Genomic DNA, 16,087 nt, shown 5'->3' on the forward strand with positions numbered 1-16,087 from the left:
ATGACCTCCCTGCACACCCCCGACGCCACCGGCCTCGGCGAGATCGACCGCGGCGCCGGCCGGATCAACGTCGACGACAAGGCGATGATCAACGCGCAGGCCGACGTGAACCAGCTGCTGCCGCTGAAGTACGGCTGGGCCTGGGAGAAGTACCTCGCGGGCTGCAACAACCACTGGATGCCCACCGAGGTCTCCATGCACGCCGACATCGCCCTGTGGCGCTCCCGCGACGGGCTCACCGACGACGAGCGGCTGATGCTCAAGCGCAACCTGGGCTTCTTCGCGACCGCGGAGTCCTTGGTGGCCAACAACATCGTGCTCGCCGTGTACCGGCACATCACCAACCCCGAGTGCCGCCAGTACCTGCTGCGCCAGGCCTTCGAGGAGGCGGTGCACACCCACACGTTCCAGTACATCTGCGAGAGCCTGGGCCTCGACGAGGGCGAGCTGTTCAACGCCTACCGCGAGATCCCCTCCATCTCGGAGAAGGACGAGTGGGCGCTGCGCCACACCCAGAACCTGGAGAACCCCGAGTTCGCCACCGGCGGCCCGGACCGCGACCAGGCGTTCCTGCGCGACCTCATCGCCTTCTACGTGATCTTCGAAGGCATGTGGTTCTACACCGGTTTCGCGCAGATCCTGTCGCTGGGCAGGCGGAACAAGATGGTCGGCATCGCCGAGCAGTACCAGTACATCCTGCGCGACGAGTCGATCCACCTGAACTTCGGCATCGACTGCATCAACCAGATCAAGCTGGAGAACCCGCACCTGTGGAGCGAGGAGTTCCAGCAGGAGGTGCGCGGCATGCTCACCGACGCGTGCCGCCTGGAGGTCGCCTACGGCCGCGACACGATGCCGCGCGGCATCCTCGGCATCAACGCCGAGCTGTGCGAGCAGTACATGCACTTCATCACCAACCGCCGCTGCGCCCAACTCGGCCTGGCGCCGGTGTTCGCCGAGGTCGACAACCCGTTCCCGTGGATGTCGGAGGCGATGGACTTGAAGAAGGAGAAGAACTTCTTCGAAACCCGAGTGACGGAGTACCAGTCCGGCTCATCCCTCACCTGGGACTGAGCGAAACCGACGGGCCGCCCATCCAACCGGTGGGCGGCCCGCCCGCTTCCAGGTCGGGCCGAACATCGCGGTGCGGATGCACGTCAGTCGCGTTCGGCGCCTTCCGGCCACACGACGGTCACCGGCAGGCCGCGTTCCCGTGCCGCGTCCACGACGTCGGCGGTGCCACCTTGGCCGGGGGACGGTCGTCCGTCCCACACTGCGAAGACCGCGTCGGCGGAGTCGAGGATGTGCTCGCTGGCGGCCATGTAGGCAGCGCTGTTCGACTCGGCGAACGGCATGGTGCGCACGGTGCTCGCCTCGGCGATGAGCTCGTCGAAGGTGGCGAGGTTGTCCGGCTGCACCTTCCGTTCGCGGTAGTCGGCCGCGGGCAGCGCGACCTCCAGCGTCCCGCCGCCGTCGAGCACGACGCGGGCGAAGATCTGATCGGCGCCGCGCGCGAGGCAGCTCATGCCGACCACATCGGCACGTCCGGCGAGCTCGGCTTCGAGCGCCTTGCGCACCAGACGACTCGTCTCCGCGGTCAGATTCGTGTGCCCGGTGATCCCGATGCGCACCTGTTCCCCTTCCGTTCCATCGTGCTCAAGTGATGACCACACCGCGCACGGACCATCGGGCCGACCGCCGCACCCAGCGACGGGGAGCCCGACCCGGCCCGTGCACGCCGACACTCGTCAGGACGAGCGGATCAGCACTCGTAGCGGCCGGATTTGAGCGCTGAGAGAAATTCCGACCACTGCCCAGGATCAGCAAGGAAGTACCCGGCCGCACGGTCCTTGGTATCACGTATGGCCGCCGAGCCGGTCGTCGTGAAACCGACTTCAACGCACGCCGTCGTGTTCTGGCTACGACTCGATTTCCGCCACCGCGAGGGAACTTCTGGCATCGTCCTCGTACCTTTCACGCTCGTTCTTCACCTGCGCGATGAGTTCGGCCGATTCCGCCGGACCCATCGCAGCCTGAACCACCACATCGATGGCCTGCCGATAGATCTCAACATCTGGCCCGTCGTGCAGGAAGAGGCCGGAGCGCCTGTTCTCCAGCTGAACCACCGGCAGACCGCATTCGGTCTCGATGAAGAAGAACGGCCCCTCCAACGCCGGATGCCATCCACTTCGGTACGGCAGGATCCTCAGATCCACGTTCGGCAACTTCGCGGCGTTGATCAGATGCTGCAGCTGTTCGGTCATGATCTCCGGACTACCGATCACCTGCCGCAGGGAGGCTTCCCCGATGAGCGCCAGGTAGGGCACCGGGTCGCTCCTCCTGATCGTGTCCGCCCGGCCGAGGCGCACCGCTACCCGAGTCTCGACCTCGTCCTCTGGGACACCACCGGCCGACATGATCGCCCGCGTATAAGCACCCGTCTGCAACAGCCCCGGCATCAGCAGCGGAGCGACCTCCGTGATCGAAGTGGCCGACCGTTCGTAGTCGAGCAGAGTCGTCATCTGCTGCCGTTGCTCCGGCAGGGTCACCGCCAGCCAATGCTTCTCTGTGGTTCCGGAAGCCAACCCCACGATCTCGTCGTACTTGTCGCCCGTTACCCCCAAGAGCGTCAGGACCTGGGCCACATCGATCGGTTTCGGCGTTCGCTCGCCTGTTTCCCAGCGGGACACCACGCCAGGGTCCTTCTCCAGTTCTCTCGCGAGCCCGCGCAAGCTCATTCGCCGAGTTTCACGCGCCTGCCGTAGTGCACTGCCGAGGGCACGAGCCTTCGGCGGCCGAGTGTTGCTGGTCATGCAACACAGAATATGCGATCTGACCAGCATCTTCCTTCGCTCGATCGTGGAATTGCCACTGATCAATACGAGGTGTTGTCATCTGTAAGCAACGTTGCCGCAAGCGAACTTTTGGTGTATTTCCTGGAGGAAAGATGATCAAGCGTGAAACGCCGCAGCACCAGGGATCGCGACCGCATCCGTTGGACGCGTTCGTGACCGATCCGACCGGGATGCGGCCGTTGTGCGACGAGCGGACGTTCTCCGAGATCATGGCGGGCATCGTGGCCGATTCGGTGCCGCGCGTGTTCGCCGTCGTGCAGGAGTACGGCGAACGGGTCGACGGGTGCATCGCGGCCTGGGGCCTCGCGCTCGACGACCACGTGCAGGTCGTCTCCGTGCAGGAACGGGCGCACAGCACCGCCGCAACCGCCGAGGCATGCCTGCGCGAATACCGGTTCGGCACGCACATCCGGCCGCACATCGTCTGGTACGACCCCGACAAGGCCACCCCCACCGAAGCGGATGAGGACGACTGAAGGGGCGACCGCGCGGCGGTGCTGATGGACACCGGGGTTCAGGCCGGGATCGGCACCGCTGCGCGGAGTTTTTCCAGGTCGAAGGTGGCGGTGCCGTCCGGGGCTCGCACTAGGGTGTCGGACTGCGGGAGGAAGCGGACTCCCGCCTGCTCCAGCAGGGCCCGGTTCGTGGCGTACGCGGGATGGCGGCGCAGAACCGACTTCACGCACGGGGCGGCGACGATCGGCACTCCGAGGCAGAGCAGTTCGTTGAGCACGCCCAGCGCCGCCGTGTCGTTCACGCCCATCGCCCACTGGTTGAGGGTGTTGAACGTCAGCGGCGCCACCAGGACCGCGTCCGCCGCGGGGAACGGGTCGGGTTCGCCGAGGCGGCGCGCGGCGATCCGGGCCGGGATGCGCGCCGCGCGTTCCAGCGCGGGCACGTCGATCCAGGACGCGGCCGTCTCCGACAGCACCGGGCACACCGTCCACCCGGCGGAGCCCAGCATGCGCACCAGTTCCGGCAGTTGCCGGACCGGTGGAGCCGCCGTACCGACCAGGTGCAGCACCTGCCCGCTCACCACCGCACTCCCGCGTCCGGGCCGGACATCGCCGACCTCCGCTCCTCGTCCAGCAACCCGATCGGCGTCTCCAGCACGATCACGTTGTACCCCAACACCTCCGGCGCGGTCTGCCGCTCATCCGGCGAAACCGCACCTCCCACCGGGCGAGGACGGGCACAGCACTGGTTCGGATGCACCAGCCGCGGCGTCCGTTCGGCGTCATCCGACAGGGGTGTGCTCCTCCAGCTGCTCGGCGAGCTTGGTCATGATGTCCGCGTAGCTCGCGTAGCTGAACGGGGCGACGGCGTCCCACTCGACGAAGCGGTCCCGCGCCACCGATTCCTGCGCGGCGAAGACGGGGTTCTGCTTCATCCGCTCCGGCGGCAGCGAGGCCTCGCGGGTGTCCCACATCAGGACGTCCCCGGTGTAGGCGCCGGCGTTCTCCCAGGCGAGCCGCTCGAAGTAACCACCGCCCGCCGTGTCGGGATGCGCCGGGGTCTGGATCGGCAGCCCCAGTTCCCGCACGTAGTAGTCCAGGTCCGGGTTGCGGTCGGGGACGACGACGAAGAACTCCTGCTTCGTGCCGCCGACCGCGAGGATGCTGCGCCCCTGCGCGCGCATCCGCTCGCCGATGCCGCGCAACCGCTCCGCCGCCGCGTCGAACCGGGCCTGGTCCGCGCGGATGCGCTCGGAGTCCACATCGGACCCGAGCGAGCGGGCGAGCTCCTTGTAGGCGGTGATGGTCTCCGGCAGCGAGCGGCCGGACTGCTCGACACCGGCCGTCGGCACGAACTCCCGCACCCGGTCCTCCTGCTCGACGGTGAGGTGCCAGAGGCCGTCGAACTCGGCGTACTTGCCGCTGACCAGCAGGTCCGGGCGCAGGGCCGCCGCGCGCTCCAGGTTCAGCTCGCCGTAGCCGGGGCCGGTCACGTCGGTGACCGCCGCCGGGTCGACGCTGCCCGCCTCCGGCTCGGTGGTGCCGTCGTCGCGCACCAGCGGACCGAACGTGGCGGTGACCGGGACGCCGAAGTCGTGCAGCGCACCCGCCGCCGAGACCTGCGCGATGATCCGGCGCGGCACCTCGTCGCTGCGCACCTCGACACCGCGGTCGTCGACGTAGGTCCAGCCACCCGCCGAATCCTGCGGCGCGGGCGCGGAACAGCCCGCCAGCGCGGCCACCGCCAACGCCAATCCGGCCACGCGTGTTGTCCTCACCATCATCCACCCTCCTCGCGGTGAGGTTAGGCTAGCCTACGAACCGGCGGAGTCGATGCGGCGAAGAGGTGCGACGATGGTCCAGCGGCCCGAGGTGCTGCGCCCCGAGTACGTGATGTTCCAGGCGCGTGTGGCGCGCACCGAACGCCTCGGCCCCAGCTTCGTGCGGATCACGTTCACCGGCGACGAGCTGCACCGCTTCGGCATCGGCGGCGGCGACCAGCGCGTGAAGCTGATCCTGCCGCTGCCCGGCCGCACCCTCGTGGACATGCCCGGCGGCGACGGCTGGTACACCCGCTGGCAGGCCATGCCCGACGAGACCCGCCCCACGCTGCGCACCTACACGGTCCGCGCGTACCGGGAACGGCCCGCCGAGCTCGACATCGACTTCGTGCTGCACGGCGTGGACTCCGGGCACGGCGGCCCCGCCTCCACCTGGGCCGCGACGGCCGAACCGGGCGACGAGGTGGCGCTGCTCGGACCGGATCGGCCGGGCACCGGCCGGATGTGGGGCTGCGAGTGGTCGCCCCCGCGCACCGCGCGACGCCTCGTGCTGGCCGGGGACGAGACCGCGGTCCCGGCGATGGCGGCGATCGTGGAATCGCTGCCCGCCGACTCGCGCGGCGTCGTGTGCGCCGAAGTGCCGACGGCCGAGGACGTGCAGGACTGGCGCGCACCGCGCGGCGTGGAGGTCCGCTGGCTGGTGCGGCAACGGCCGAACGGCTCGCTGCCGCACGGGGCGCTGCTGGAGGAGTCGGTGACCGGAGCGCTCGGCGAGCTCGGACCGCGCCGCGCCGAACCCGCGGGCTTGGACGACGTGGACGTCGACGCGGTCACCCTGTGGGAGGTCCCGGAGGCCGGTTCCACCGACGGCGAGCTCTACGGCTGGCTGGCGGGCGAGGCCGCGGTGATCAAACGGCTGCGGCGGCTCCTGGTCCAGGAGCACAGCGTGCCGCGCGCCTCGGTGGCGTTCATGGGCTACTGGCGCGAAGGCCGCAGCTGATCATCCACAAAGGACTGATCGACCTTTCGGAATGATCTTTTGATCGGTGCCTCGTCAGCGGCGGAGCCGCTGAGCAGCGACCGGCTTGAGCAAGGTGACCACCGGCGGGTTCTCAGCGGCTTCCTCGCGAGGACAGCGATTTCGTGACGTAGGGAGCTGATCCCGCAGCAAGGAAGCCGCTGAGGTTCCGCTGAGCGACCAGCTGCGCAGGTCGCCCTGAAAGGACTCCTTGCCAACGGCCGCGGGCGACCCTTGGCAGCCACCCCCTCCCCGTGTCACGATCTCCGAGTTAAGTAAGGCTTACCTAACTGTCGGAGGTTCGAGTGTCCTCGCCAGCGCAGCAACCGGTACGCAGCGACTTCGCCGCCCGCCTCAGGTCCGACACCCGCGCCGACCACGCCCACGTCCAATCCCTGCCGTTCCTGCGGACCCTGCTCGCCGGCGAGCTCGAAGCCGACGCCTATGCCGTGATGCTCGGGCAGCACTACTTCGTCTACGAAGTGCTCGAACAGGCCGCGGAGGCGATGCGCAGCGACGTCGTCGCGGGCCCGTTCATCAGCGACCGGCTGCTCAGGTCGGCACACCTGGCGACCGACCTGCACCACTACCTAGGCCCCGACTGGCGCGAGGTGATCAAGCCGAGCGCGGCCACCGAGCGCTACCGCGAGCGGCTGCAGGAGGCGTGCTTCACCTGGCCCGGCGGATTCGTCGCGCACCACTACACGCGCTGCCTGGCCGACCTCTCCGGCGGCCAGCTGATCCGCTCCGCGATGCGGCGCAGCCTGAACCCGCCCGACGACCGGGGATTCGCCTTCCTCACCTTCGACGACGTCCCCAGCAGCGCGGGCGTGCGCAACGCCTACCGGTTGCTGCTGGACACCGCGGGCTGGGACGAGTCCGAACAGCGGCGCATCATCGCCGAGGTGCGGCTCGCGTACCGCCTCAACGAGGCGGTCTTCGCCGACCTCGGCGAGCGGCTGCCCCCGCGAATTCCGCGCCAGCGCCGCTGAGCGCGGTTTCGGGGCGCGGAAAGGACTCGGACGCACCAATGCAACGTTTCCACTGAATTCCGCACTGATGCGGAATTCAGTGGAAACACTTGCACTACGCTGGATCGCATTGTCCGGACCGATTCAGCGCGGAGCCGCAGCCGGGGACATGCCGGCGACAGCCGCCCGCGGCGACTCGGACGGGGCGGCGGAAACGAGATCCGTTTTAGGCCTCCGGACACCTTTCGTCCTCAATCACGCGCATCGGGTGGCGGCTCGATCGAACCGCACGATCAACGCGCGACATGCCGATATCCCAGCACACAGCCGTTTTCACGAAGATCGCGAGATGCGCCGCGCGGCGCGCCGGACGTCCCGGATCGGGTCGAGTTCGCAATTCGAACGCCACGCGAAGATCAGGACCAGAAGGAAATCAGAATGCCAGAATCCGAGACCTCACGGCAATGACTCCTTCGGATGATCGCCGATGTCGCGGACAATGGATTAGCATTCAGCGACATGACCGCAACTCCACCACGACCGCGGGCCTATGTGCTCGGCGCCGAGCTGCGCGACGCGCGCCGCAAGAAAGGGCTCACGTTGCGGGGCCTCGCCTCGATCCTGGACGTCTCGCACTCCGTTCTGGTGCGCTGGGAGCACGGCGATCGGGTGCCGTCCGCCGAATCCGTGTCCGCCGTGTGCGTGGTGCTCGGCGTCAGCAGCACCGCGCAGGCCCGTATGCACAAGCTCGCGCGCGAGGCCGCCGCCGAACCGGCACCGGCGCTGAGCGTGGGCGCCACCGGCGGCTCGGACCAGCTCGCGACGCTGCTGGAATTCGAACGCACCGCCACGAAGATCACCGACGTCGCGCCGCTGCTCATCCCCGGCCTGCTGCAGGCCGCCGAGTACACCCGCGCGATCATGGAAACCGGCATCCCCGAGCGGGAGGCGAACAAGCGGGTCGCGATGCGGCAGGGACGCCGCGACATCATCACCCGCAAGCGCGCACCGGCGAAGTACACCGCGCTCATCCTCGAATCCGTGCTGCACCAGCCCATCGGCGTGCCCGGCGCCCGGCACGACCAACTGCGGTTCCTCGACGAAGTCGCCGAACGCGACAACGTCGAACTCCGGATCATCCCCGCCACCGCCGGCTGGACGCCCGCGCACGCCGGCCCCTTCGTGCTGCTGGAATTCGCGAAAGCGGACCCGGTCGTGCACCTCGAACACCACCGCTCCTCGGCGTTCCTGCAGGACGAGGACGCCGTCGACGCGTTCCGCTCCGCCCGCGACGAACTGGAACGGGTCGCGCTGAGCAGGGAGGACTCCCGCAAGCTCATCGCCGAGATCGCCGCGCGCGAACAGGTCCCGGCATGAACGTCGCGCCGCGGGGCTGGCGCAAGTCCTCGCACAGCAGCCAGGAGACCAACTGCGTCGAAGTCGGCGGCCTGCCCGGCGGCGGTGCCGCGGTGCGCGACACCAAGAACCGCGCCGCCGGGCACCTGAGCACCACACCGGCGCAGTGGTCCCGCTTCCTGCGCACCGTCCGCTGCCTCTGACGGAGGCCGGGCGGACGGCGCGACCACCGGTGCATCGCGATCAAGACGCACAACGATCGAGAGAGTCCGCCGCGAAAACCCTGCTCACGCGGTCCAGAGAGGAGGATCCGCGGCGGAACTCGCAACGGTTAGGTGATGCCGATCTTCGAGCCCGATGCCGTTGCGAGGTTGCCATGCCGATACCGTCCGACCCCTCGGATGCCATCGACACGAGCAGGCCGAGCTTGGCGCGGGTCTACGACTGCGCGCTCGGCGGCAAGGACAACTTCGAAGTCCACCGCGAACTCAGCAGGCGCATCAACGAAGCGGTCCCGGAAGCGCGGACCATCGCCCTGACCAGCCGCGCGTTCCTCATCCGCGCCGTGCGGTTCCTCGCCCGCGAAGCCGGCGTCGACCAGTACCTGGACTGCGGCTCCGGACTGCCGACCGCCGAGAACACCCACCAGATCGCCCAGCGCGTGAACCCGGAAGCCCAAGTGGTGTACGTGGACAACGATCCGACGGTCGCCGCGCACAGCAGAGCGCTATTGGCCGACAACGATCGCAGCCACTTCCTCGACGCCGACATCTTCGAGCCCAGCCGGGTCCTCGACGACCCGCTGGTGCGCGACAAGCTCGACTTCACGCGCCCTCTCGCGCTGCTGCACGTCGGCACGCTGCACCACTACGACGAAGCGGCACGCGGCAGGCCCGCCGCCGACATCGTGCGGGAATACGTGGCGGCGCTGCCGTCCGGTTCGTTCGTGGCGTTCAACCACTTCCTCGACCCCGAGGACGAGCACAGCGAACACGCGCACCGGGTGCAGAAGCTGCTCGCCACCGGACTCGGATCCGGATTCTTCCGCACCCGCGCCGAAATCGAAGCGATGCTGGCGAGCCTGGACCTGCTCGACCCCGGCCTCGTCGTCACCGACGACTGGTGGCCGGACGGGCCTCGGCTCACACCGCTGCCCGCGGCGGCGCACTGCGTAGCCGCGGCCATCGGCCGGAAGCCTTGAGTGTTGACGGCTTGTCTTGCTCGGGTGTCCGGGTGGCGGAACCTCAGTGCCTTCCTCGCTGCGGGATCTTTTTCCCGAGTGGCTCCGCCACGAGGGAAAAAGCTGTCCTCGCGAGGAAGCAGCTGAGAACCCGCGGGTGAGGACTTTTCGACGTGGGCTATGTGCTTCGCACATACAGGCACGGCCTTCGGCCGCCAGGCACGGCCTTCGGCCGCTGGCAGGGCAAACACCCACGAATTCGCCGGGGCGACTGCGGGCTCAGGACTCCGCTCACCTTGGGGAGATCCAGGTGCGGTTGGTGTCGTTCCTGGGTAGCCGGGGGCATGGGGTCGGATGTCGTGGAGGTGTTCCCGTTCCGGTTCGGGCGGGCGCACCGGGTGCTGGGGTTGCCGTTCGGCGTCGCGCCGCCGACCACGTGGGTGCGGGTCAGCGGCAGCGAGTTCACCGTGCGGTTCGGGCCGTGGTGCCTGCGCACCGGGCGGTCGAACATCATCGGCACCGCCATCACCGGCCCGTACTGCCTGCTGACCACGGCCGGGCCCGCGCGCATGTCGGCGACCGACGGCGGGCTGACCTGCGCCACCAACGGAGAACGCGGCCTGTGCGTCCGGTTCGCCGACCCGATGCCCGGCATCGAACCGCTGGGCCTGCTGCGGCATCCGGCCGTGACCGTCACGGTGGCGGAGTGCGACCGCCTCGCCGAGCTACTGGCTCCGTCAACTCGGCCATCCGGCGGCACGCGCTCCGGATGAACCGCAGCTGGGTGCTCCGGCCGAACAGCGCGAAACCCAAGCGCACCACCGGATTCGGGATCGAGGCCGCTCGGGAGAACGCGTGCACGCGGAACTCCACGTCGCCGCTGACGAGATCCTTGCGCACCAGGAAGTCCATCTGCCCCTGCTCCAGATGCCCCCGCAGCGTGCGGTAGTTCCACCCCCACACCCGCTCCCCGTCGCGCGTCGTGTCGGTGACCGACCCGACCCGGCACGGCAGCATGAACACGAGCCCGTGGAAATCGGTCTCCAACAGCAGTTCCGAGCCCACCAGGTCGTCCGAGGAACGGCAGGCGCGGCGCACCACGGTCGGATCGGCGAACTTGTAGTCCCGCGCCAGGGCGCACGCCCGCTCCCAAGGCCCGCCCGACAACGGCGGCCCCGGCGGCTCCCCCGGCAACGGCTGCCGGAAGTCGTCCACCTTCCACTTCGGACCGGGCTGCTCCGGATCGACGGCGTGCACGTCGAAGTTGACCGGCAACGTCCGCAGCCGTTCGAGTTCCCGGCTCAAGTGCGGGTCGTCGTCGCACCGCAGACCGGTCACGCTCACCTCCGCTCCCCGGCCGGTTCGCCCCGGCCGGTGTAGATCTCCACACCGTTGCGCAACCGGCCACCGGACGCGGCGCAGACCCGGACGCAGCACCGCACCCACATGTACGACTGGATCTTCCGCGACAAGTGCAGGCGGTCGTAGAGCAGGTCCGCCGCCCAGCCGCTGCTGCGCGCCCAGGACTCGATCTCGAACAGCAGCCGCATCCCGCGATCGGCGGCGCGGAACTCGATCTGCCCGGCCTCCAGGTGACCCCGCCGGGTGGCCAGCCGGAACGACGTCGGCGTCACGTCCAGCACCCGGACCGGGCCGTTCCACGGGCCGGGCATCCGCACCACCAGGTCGTCGCCCGGACGCAGATCCACGTGATCGGCCTCCGGGTCGAAGACCGCCACCTCGCCCGGCACCATCCGGTCCGGGGCGGCGACGAACAGCGCCATCACCTCCTCCGCACCGCGCAGGTGCAGATCGATGTCGGCGGAGTAGCGGCGGTGGAACAGCGGGCCGCAACCGTCCTCCGGCAGCTGCAGGTCCGTCGCCGGGCTCGGCGGCTCCGGCGGGTGGACCTCTTCGGCGCACTCCACGAGGTGCACCGGGACGTCGCTGGTGAGCTCGCGCAGCACGGCCAGCAGCAGTCCCGGCGGCCAGCGCCACAGCCACGGGAGGATCACACGTGCCTTCCCTCGGTGCGGCGACGGGCGCGCGCCCGCTCCACCGCGCGGCGCCGCGCCTGGTCTCGCATCACGAGCTGGGTCTGCTCCGGAGTGGGGTGGCCCTCGCCCATCGCGATCTCCGCATCCCGGTACTGCTGCTCCTCGGTCTCCACCGGTTTCCGCTCGTCTTCGAGCTGCTCCTCCGGGTCGGGGCGGCGGGTGCGCATCGGATGCTCCCGCCGGTACGGGTTGTCCGGCGGCAACCCGCCCGACAACCGCCCGTACAGGCCGGTGCACAGCAAGATCAGCCCGACCACGAGGCTGAACAGCACGTTCGGCATCCGGAACGCCAGCAGGTTCAGCGGCGAGTTCAGGATCGCCAAGTGCACCAGCCCGGACAGCAGGAACAACGCCCCCACGAACGTGGTCACCGTGGACGCCTGCCTGCCGCCCCACGCCGCGCACCCGATCAGCACCGCGCCGGCCACCAGGGAGATCACCGACAGCAGCCCGTTGCTGGACAACCCCAGCACCACGTGCCCCCGGGTGGAGAAGAACTCCAGCCCGCGAGCCAGCCCGAGGATGCCGAACACCCACAACCCCAGTCCCAGCAGCACCGCGCCGATCCGGTGAACCGTGTGCACCGGATGCGGTTGAACCGTTCTCCCGCGTCTCATCACCCACCCCCGGAACCCGTGATTATGCTCTGCGGCTACCCGGTATCCGAACCGGTTACACCGGGCTCCGCGCATCGCCCGGACGCCGGGTACCGCAGCGATGATCACCCGCCATACAGTGGTCGGCGCCGTGACAGCGACCGATGCGGAGTGGCCGGACGATGAGCCGCGACAACAAGATCTTGCTGGCCGCGCTCGCCGCCGGTTCCGCGCTGGTGCCCGCCGTGCTCGTCCTGGCGCTGCGCTGGCCGCTGTGGGCCTGGCTGCTGATCGCCGCCGGGCTGCTCGCCTGCGTCGGCGCCTACGCGCGGCGGCTGGTCCAGCTGCACCGGCAGCAGGAGCTGCGGGAGGCGCTGGTCGTGCAGCAGCAACGGCCCGCCGCACCCGCGGAGCCCGAGCCGGAACCGCCCCGGCAGCGGCTCGTGCGGGACGTCGCGCTGCCCAGCTCCGAGGACGACTACCGGTTCGTGTTCGGCGCGACGGTGTGGTGGCGGCGCCCGGTCGACGCGGTCGGCGTGGCGCACGAGAACCCGGCCGGGCTGGCCGTCGACACCCTGCTGACCCGCGCCCGCGAGATCACCTCCGTCGAACATCCCGGCGGGGCCGACGTGGTGGCGCACAAGCTGGCGGGCGCGCTCGGCGCGGTGCAGCGCGACCAGCACGGGCACGTGGAGACCTGGGCCGCGGAGGTGACGCTGACGCTGCCCGAGGACGACACCGACCGGCTGCGGCGGCTCGCCGAGGTCCGCAAGGACGAGCAGCTGTGGCACCGGGAACGCGACCACGAGCGCAGCAAGCGCGCCTACCTCGGTGACGAAGTGCTGCGCGACACCGGCAGCGCCATCGTGTGGTGGCTGGCGCGCAACGAGAACGACGTGGAACGCGCCGCCGAGCTCATCGGCACCCTCGCCCAGTTGTCGGCGGCGGCCAACGGCACCGAGATCGCCGAGCAGTTCCGGCACCTGGTGCCCTCGTCCCGGCAGGCCCCGTTCCGCGACGGGCTGCCGTTCCAGCGCGACTCGTTGTCGTTCAGCGGCACCTTGGACTCCGGCCAGTTCTTCTCCTACGGGCAGCTCTCCGCCGGTTCCGCCGCAGGCCTGCCCGAGGACGCCGAGCACAGCGCCATCGACCACGTGCACGGACTGATCGACAAGCTCAGCCCGGAATCCGAGGACACCGACCGCACCCAGCTCGCCACCCGCCTGGCGGCCCTGTTCGACGGCGCGGGCCAGCAGGACTTCGCCGACGCCATCCGACGCCGCTACGGCAGGTTCGGCCACCCCGACGACGCCACGATCTCGCCCTGAGGACCCCTCAGCCGAGGCGTTCGTCCCGGTAGCACCAAGACCACGACTCGCCCGGTTCGAACGAGCGGATCACCGGGTGGCCGGAGTCGTGGAAGTGGGCCGTCGCGTGCCGCCTCGGGCTGGAGTCGCAGCAGCCGACGTGCCCGCATTCGGTGCACAGCCGCAGATGCGCCCACACGTCCAGCCCCAGTCGCGCGCAGTCCTCGCACGCCGTCCGGGAACCCGGTTCGGGTTCGCGTCCCGTCGCCCGCTCCAAGTGCTCGCATGCGGCCACCGGCCACCTCCCGCGCTCGTCGCCGGAACTCCTGCGGGAATTGTCCCGCCCCGACGCGCCCCGTGGCGAGCCCGGCGGACGCGCGCCCCGCTATGACCGGGAACACGCCCGCGCAGCCTTGAGCATGCCGCGACGGCCGGGTGTTTCGTCGGCTTCGACAGACCACCCGACCCCGCCGGGGCGCCACTCCCCCGGCCGGGCAGACCGATCGGAGCACCGCATGACCACGCAGCTGGGCGCCCCGCCGAGGCGCATCGAGGCCGAGGAGTTCTTCGCGGACCCCTCGTTCGCCGGGGCGTCGATCTCGCCGGACGGCACGCGGCTCGCCTACCTGGCGCCGGCGCACGGGCGGATCAACGTGTGGATCCGGGGCATCGACGAGCAGCACGAGGACGCGGTCTGCGTCACGCACGACACCCGGCGCGGCATCCACGCCTACCACTGGACCGACGACCCGCGCTGGCTGCTCTACGAGCAGGACACCGACGGCAACGAGGACTGGCACCTCTACCGCGTGGACCTCGACGCGCCCGGCGAACCCGCGGTCGACCTGACCCCGTTGCCGCCGGGATCGCGGATGCTCGGCGTGGAGCCGATGAAGTCCGCCCCCGGCAGCGTGCTCGTCTCGATGAACCGGCGGCCGTTGTACTTCGACCTGTTCCGGATCGACGTCGCCACCGGCGAGACGACGACGCTGGTGGAGCAGTCCGATCCGCGGGGCGGCTACCTCGTCGACCGCGACGCGCGGCCCGCCTTCTACTCGACGGTGGCCGACGACGGGACCCACGAGTTCCACGCCGTCGACCCCGCCACCGGCGACCTGCGCTTCCTGCGCCGCCTGGGCGGTCCGGAGCACCCGGTGGGCGTGCACCCGCAGCTGGTGACGCCCGACGGGCAGGGCCTGCTCGTGGGCGTCTACCAGGACTCCGACGACCTCCGGCTCGTGCGCATCGACCGGACGACCGGCGAGGAGACCGTCGTCGCGGCCGTGGACGGCCACAGCCTGTGCACCTTGGGACCGATCAGCGCCGGGCTGCCGCCGACCGTGTTCACCAGCAAGCGGACCGGGGAGGTCATCGCGGCCCGCTTCGTCGGCGACCGGCCGATCATCGAAGTCCTGGACCCGCACTTCGCGGAGGTGCACGCCGCGCTGTCCGAGCTCTCCGACGGCGTGCTGAGCTCGGTGTCCTCGGACGAGTCGGAGCAGCGCTGGGTCGTCTCCTTCAGCCACGACCGCGAACCCGGCGCGACCTGGTTCTACGACCACGGCACCGGGCAGAGCAGGCTGCTGTTCCGCCCGTACCCGGAGCTCGATCCGGCCGAGCTGGCCCCGATGACGCCGGTCCGCTTCCCGGCCCGCGACGGGCTGCCGCTGCACGGGTTCCTGACGCTGCCGGTCGGCGTCGAACCCGAGCGGCTGCCGCTGGTGCTGCTCGTGCACGGCGGCCCGTGGGCCCACGACACGTGGAGCTACGACCCGTCGGTTCAGTTCCTGGCCAACCGCGGCTACGCGGTGCTGCAGGTCAACTTCCGCGGCTCCACCGGCTACGGCAAGCGCCACCTCACCAGCGCGATCGGCGAGCTCGCGGGGAAGATGCACGACGACCTGATCGACGCCGCCGACTGGGCGGTGGAGCAGGGCTACGCCGACCGCGACCGCGTCGGCATCTACGGCGGTTCCTACGGCGGCTACGCGGCGCTCGTCGGCGTCACCGTCACCCCCGACCGCTTCGCCGCCGCCGTGGACTACGTGGGCATCTCGGACCTGGCGAACTTCATGCGGACCCTGCCGCCGTTCGTCCGGCCGCACATGGCCAACAACTGGTACCGCTACGTCGGCGATCCGGCGGACCCCGCGCAGGAAGCGGACATGCTGGCCCGCTCCCCGATCACGATGGTCGACCGGATCCGCACGCCGCTGCTGGTCGCCCAAGGCGCCAACGACGTCCGCGTGGTCCAGGAGGAGTCCGACAACATCGTCGAGTCGCTGCGGGCCCGCGGGGTCCCCGTCGAATACCTCGTCGCCGAGGACGAGGGCCACGGCTTCGCCAATCCGGAGAACCAGATCCGCCTGTACCGCGCGATCGAACGGCACTTCGCCGAACACCTCTGACGAGCGCGGGCGCGTCCCGCCGCCGACCCGCTGCGCGAGTCCGCCGGAGGCGTTCGTGGCGCAGCGGGTCGGCGAGGCGCAGCAGTGCTCCCGCGTCCCTAGA

At 70.0% G+C, this 16,087-nt stretch carries 20 protein-coding genes; 10 read left to right on the forward strand and 10 right to left on the reverse strand.

The window, feature by feature from the left end; genetic code table 11:
* Positions 1-1,074 carry a ribonucleotide-diphosphate reductase subunit beta gene (locus tag ACWD38_RS15425; protein WP_184480983.1) on the forward strand — a complete coding sequence of 358 codons (1,074 nt, stop codon included), beginning with the start codon at positions 1-3 and terminating at the stop codon, positions 1,072-1,074.
* A gap of 83 nt (positions 1,075-1,157) precedes the next feature.
* On the opposite strand, the gene ACWD38_RS15430 is transcribed toward ACWD38_RS15425, so the two are convergent.
* From ACWD38_RS15430 to ACWD38_RS15440, 3 genes are all read right to left on the reverse strand, one after another.
* The gene (locus ACWD38_RS15430; RefSeq protein ID WP_450124293.1) at positions 1,158-1,631 is read right to left on the reverse strand and encodes a hypothetical protein; all 474 of its coding nucleotides are present in this window, start codon (positions 1,629-1,631) and stop codon (positions 1,158-1,160) included.
* A gap of 131 nt (positions 1,632-1,762) precedes the next feature.
* Entirely contained in the window at positions 1,763-1,960 is a 198-nt protein-coding gene (locus tag ACWD38_RS15435; protein WP_450124294.1) for a DUF397 domain-containing protein, read from the reverse strand.
* On the reverse strand, positions 1,920-2,813 hold the full coding sequence (locus ACWD38_RS15440) for a helix-turn-helix domain-containing protein (RefSeq protein ID WP_450124295.1): 894 nt from the start codon (positions 2,811-2,813) through the stop codon (positions 1,920-1,922). The genes ACWD38_RS15435 and ACWD38_RS15440 overlap by 41 nt, the downstream gene beginning before the upstream one ends.
* Positions 2,814-2,947: 134 nt before the next feature.
* On the opposite strand from ACWD38_RS15440, the gene ACWD38_RS15445 reads away from it, so the two are divergent.
* Complete coding sequence (locus ACWD38_RS15445) at positions 2,948-3,331, forward strand: hypothetical protein (protein WP_450124296.1); 384 nt, start codon at positions 2,948-2,950, stop codon at positions 3,329-3,331.
* Positions 3,332-3,369: 38 nt separating this feature from the next.
* Here the strand turns inward: ACWD38_RS15445 and ACWD38_RS15450 are convergent, their stop codons facing one another.
* Genes ACWD38_RS15450 through ACWD38_RS15460 form a run of 3 tightly spaced genes read right to left on the reverse strand, consistent with a single transcriptional unit; the run spans position 3,370 to position 5,091 of the window.
* Complete coding sequence (locus tag ACWD38_RS15450) at positions 3,370-3,891, reverse strand: flavoprotein (RefSeq protein WP_343071507.1); 522 nt, start codon at positions 3,889-3,891, stop codon at positions 3,370-3,372.
* Positions 3,888-4,034 carry a hypothetical protein gene (locus tag ACWD38_RS15455; protein WP_184480989.1) on the reverse strand — a complete coding sequence of 49 codons (147 nt, stop codon included), beginning with the start codon at positions 4,032-4,034 and terminating at the stop codon, positions 3,888-3,890. Before ACWD38_RS15455 ends, ACWD38_RS15450 begins: the two co-directional genes overlap by 4 nt.
* Positions 4,035-4,092: 58 nt before the next feature.
* A complete protein-coding gene (locus ACWD38_RS15460) occupies positions 4,093-5,091 on the reverse strand; it encodes an ABC transporter substrate-binding protein (RefSeq protein ID WP_450124297.1) in 999 nt (332 codons plus the stop codon).
* A 73-nt stretch (positions 5,092-5,164) separates the two neighbouring features.
* Between ACWD38_RS15460 and ACWD38_RS15465 the strand changes: the two genes are divergently transcribed.
* The 6 genes from ACWD38_RS15465 to ACWD38_RS15490 all read left to right on the forward strand — a co-directional run bounded on the left by ACWD38_RS15465 (position 5,165) and on the right by ACWD38_RS15490 (position 10,389).
* Complete coding sequence (locus tag ACWD38_RS15465) at positions 5,165-6,091, forward strand: siderophore-interacting protein (protein WP_184480993.1); 927 nt, start codon at positions 5,165-5,167, stop codon at positions 6,089-6,091.
* 323 nt (positions 6,092-6,414) lie between these two features.
* Positions 6,415-7,101 carry a biliverdin-producing heme oxygenase gene (locus ACWD38_RS15470; protein ID WP_450124298.1) on the forward strand — a complete coding sequence of 229 codons (687 nt, stop codon included), beginning with the start codon at positions 6,415-6,417 and terminating at the stop codon, positions 7,099-7,101.
* 498 nt (positions 7,102-7,599) lie between these two features.
* Positions 7,600-8,457: a helix-turn-helix domain-containing protein gene (locus ACWD38_RS15475; protein WP_184481001.1), complete on the forward strand. Its 858-nt coding sequence runs from the start codon at positions 7,600-7,602 to the stop codon at positions 8,455-8,457.
* The gene (locus tag ACWD38_RS15480; protein WP_184481003.1) at positions 8,454-8,639 is read left to right on the forward strand and encodes a DUF397 domain-containing protein; all 186 of its coding nucleotides are present in this window, start codon (positions 8,454-8,456) and stop codon (positions 8,637-8,639) included. The genes ACWD38_RS15475 and ACWD38_RS15480 overlap by 4 nt, the downstream gene beginning before the upstream one ends.
* Before the next feature lie 173 nt (positions 8,640-8,812).
* Positions 8,813-9,637 (forward strand): SAM-dependent methyltransferase, encoded by an 825-nt coding sequence (locus ACWD38_RS15485; protein ID WP_184481005.1) that lies wholly within the window; start codon positions 8,813-8,815, stop codon positions 9,635-9,637.
* Between the two features lie 323 nt (positions 9,638-9,960).
* Complete coding sequence (locus tag ACWD38_RS15490) at positions 9,961-10,389, forward strand: hypothetical protein (RefSeq protein ID WP_184481007.1); 429 nt, start codon at positions 9,961-9,963, stop codon at positions 10,387-10,389.
* Here ACWD38_RS15490 and ACWD38_RS15495 read toward each other — a convergent pair.
* The 3 genes from ACWD38_RS15495 to ACWD38_RS15505 are packed head-to-tail and all read right to left on the reverse strand — an operon-like array spanning position 10,310 to position 12,257.
* Complete coding sequence (locus ACWD38_RS15495; RefSeq protein ID WP_184481009.1) at positions 10,310-10,960, reverse strand: DUF1990 family protein; 651 nt, start codon at positions 10,958-10,960, stop codon at positions 10,310-10,312. The genes ACWD38_RS15490 and ACWD38_RS15495 overlap by 80 nt on opposite strands.
* On the reverse strand, positions 10,957-11,631 hold the full coding sequence (locus tag ACWD38_RS15500; RefSeq protein WP_450124299.1) for a DUF1990 family protein: 675 nt from the start codon (positions 11,629-11,631) through the stop codon (positions 10,957-10,959). The genes ACWD38_RS15495 and ACWD38_RS15500 overlap by 4 nt, the downstream gene beginning before the upstream one ends.
* Positions 11,628-12,257 carry a DUF4383 domain-containing protein gene (locus ACWD38_RS15505; protein ID WP_450124300.1) on the reverse strand — a complete coding sequence of 210 codons (630 nt, stop codon included), beginning with the start codon at positions 12,255-12,257 and terminating at the stop codon, positions 11,628-11,630. The genes ACWD38_RS15500 and ACWD38_RS15505 overlap by 4 nt, the downstream gene beginning before the upstream one ends.
* A gap of 194 nt (positions 12,258-12,451) precedes the next feature.
* Between ACWD38_RS15505 and ACWD38_RS15510 the strand changes: the two genes are divergently transcribed.
* Positions 12,452-13,597 (forward strand): hypothetical protein, encoded by a 1,146-nt coding sequence (locus tag ACWD38_RS15510; protein ID WP_184481015.1) that lies wholly within the window; start codon positions 12,452-12,454, stop codon positions 13,595-13,597.
* A gap of 7 nt (positions 13,598-13,604) precedes the next feature.
* Here the strand turns inward: ACWD38_RS15510 and ACWD38_RS15515 are convergent, their stop codons facing one another.
* Positions 13,605-13,871, reverse strand: a complete 267-nt coding sequence (locus ACWD38_RS15515; RefSeq protein ID WP_450124301.1) for a UBP-type zinc finger domain-containing protein — start codon at positions 13,869-13,871, stop codon at positions 13,605-13,607.
* Positions 13,872-14,091: 220 nt separating this feature from the next.
* On the opposite strand from ACWD38_RS15515, the gene ACWD38_RS15520 reads away from it, so the two are divergent.
* Complete coding sequence (locus tag ACWD38_RS15520; RefSeq protein WP_450124302.1) at positions 14,092-15,984, forward strand: S9 family peptidase; 1,893 nt, start codon at positions 14,092-14,094, stop codon at positions 15,982-15,984.
* The last annotated feature ends 103 nt before the right edge of the window (positions 15,985-16,087 follow it).

The sequence above is a fragment of the Saccharopolyspora sp. NPDC002578 genome (genome assembly GCF_053592695.1).

What these genes read in the sequence shown, in the direction of transcription:
- ACWD38_RS15425 (WP_184480983.1), top strand. Translation starts at nt 1, where the DNA reads ATGACCTCCCTGCACACCCCCGACGCCACCGGCCTCGGCGAGATCGAC.
- ACWD38_RS15435 (WP_450124294.1), bottom strand. Translation starts at nt 1,960, where the DNA reads ATGCCAGAAGTTCCCTCGCGGTGGCGGAAATCGAGTCGTAGCCAGAAC.
- ACWD38_RS15440 (WP_450124295.1), bottom strand. Translation starts at nt 2,813, where the DNA reads ATGACCAGCAACACTCGGCCGCCGAAGGCTCGTGCCCTCGGCAGTGCA.
- ACWD38_RS15445 (WP_450124296.1), top strand. Translation starts at nt 2,948, where the DNA reads ATGATCAAGCGTGAAACGCCGCAGCACCAGGGATCGCGACCGCATCCG.
- ACWD38_RS15460 (WP_450124297.1), bottom strand. Translation starts at nt 5,091, where the DNA reads ATGGTGAGGACAACACGCGTGGCCGGATTGGCGTTGGCGGTGGCCGCG.
- ACWD38_RS15465 (WP_184480993.1), top strand. Translation starts at nt 5,165, where the DNA reads ATGGTCCAGCGGCCCGAGGTGCTGCGCCCCGAGTACGTGATGTTCCAG.
- ACWD38_RS15475 (WP_184481001.1), top strand. Translation starts at nt 7,600, where the DNA reads ATGACCGCAACTCCACCACGACCGCGGGCCTATGTGCTCGGCGCCGAG.
- ACWD38_RS15480 (WP_184481003.1), top strand. Translation starts at nt 8,454, where the DNA reads ATGAACGTCGCGCCGCGGGGCTGGCGCAAGTCCTCGCACAGCAGCCAG.
- ACWD38_RS15485 (WP_184481005.1), top strand. Translation starts at nt 8,813, where the DNA reads ATGCCGATACCGTCCGACCCCTCGGATGCCATCGACACGAGCAGGCCG.
- ACWD38_RS15490 (WP_184481007.1), top strand. Translation starts at nt 9,961, where the DNA reads ATGGGGTCGGATGTCGTGGAGGTGTTCCCGTTCCGGTTCGGGCGGGCG.
- ACWD38_RS15510 (WP_184481015.1), top strand. Translation starts at nt 12,452, where the DNA reads ATGAGCCGCGACAACAAGATCTTGCTGGCCGCGCTCGCCGCCGGTTCC.
- ACWD38_RS15520 (WP_450124302.1), top strand. Translation starts at nt 14,092, where the DNA reads ATGACCACGCAGCTGGGCGCCCCGCCGAGGCGCATCGAGGCCGAGGAG.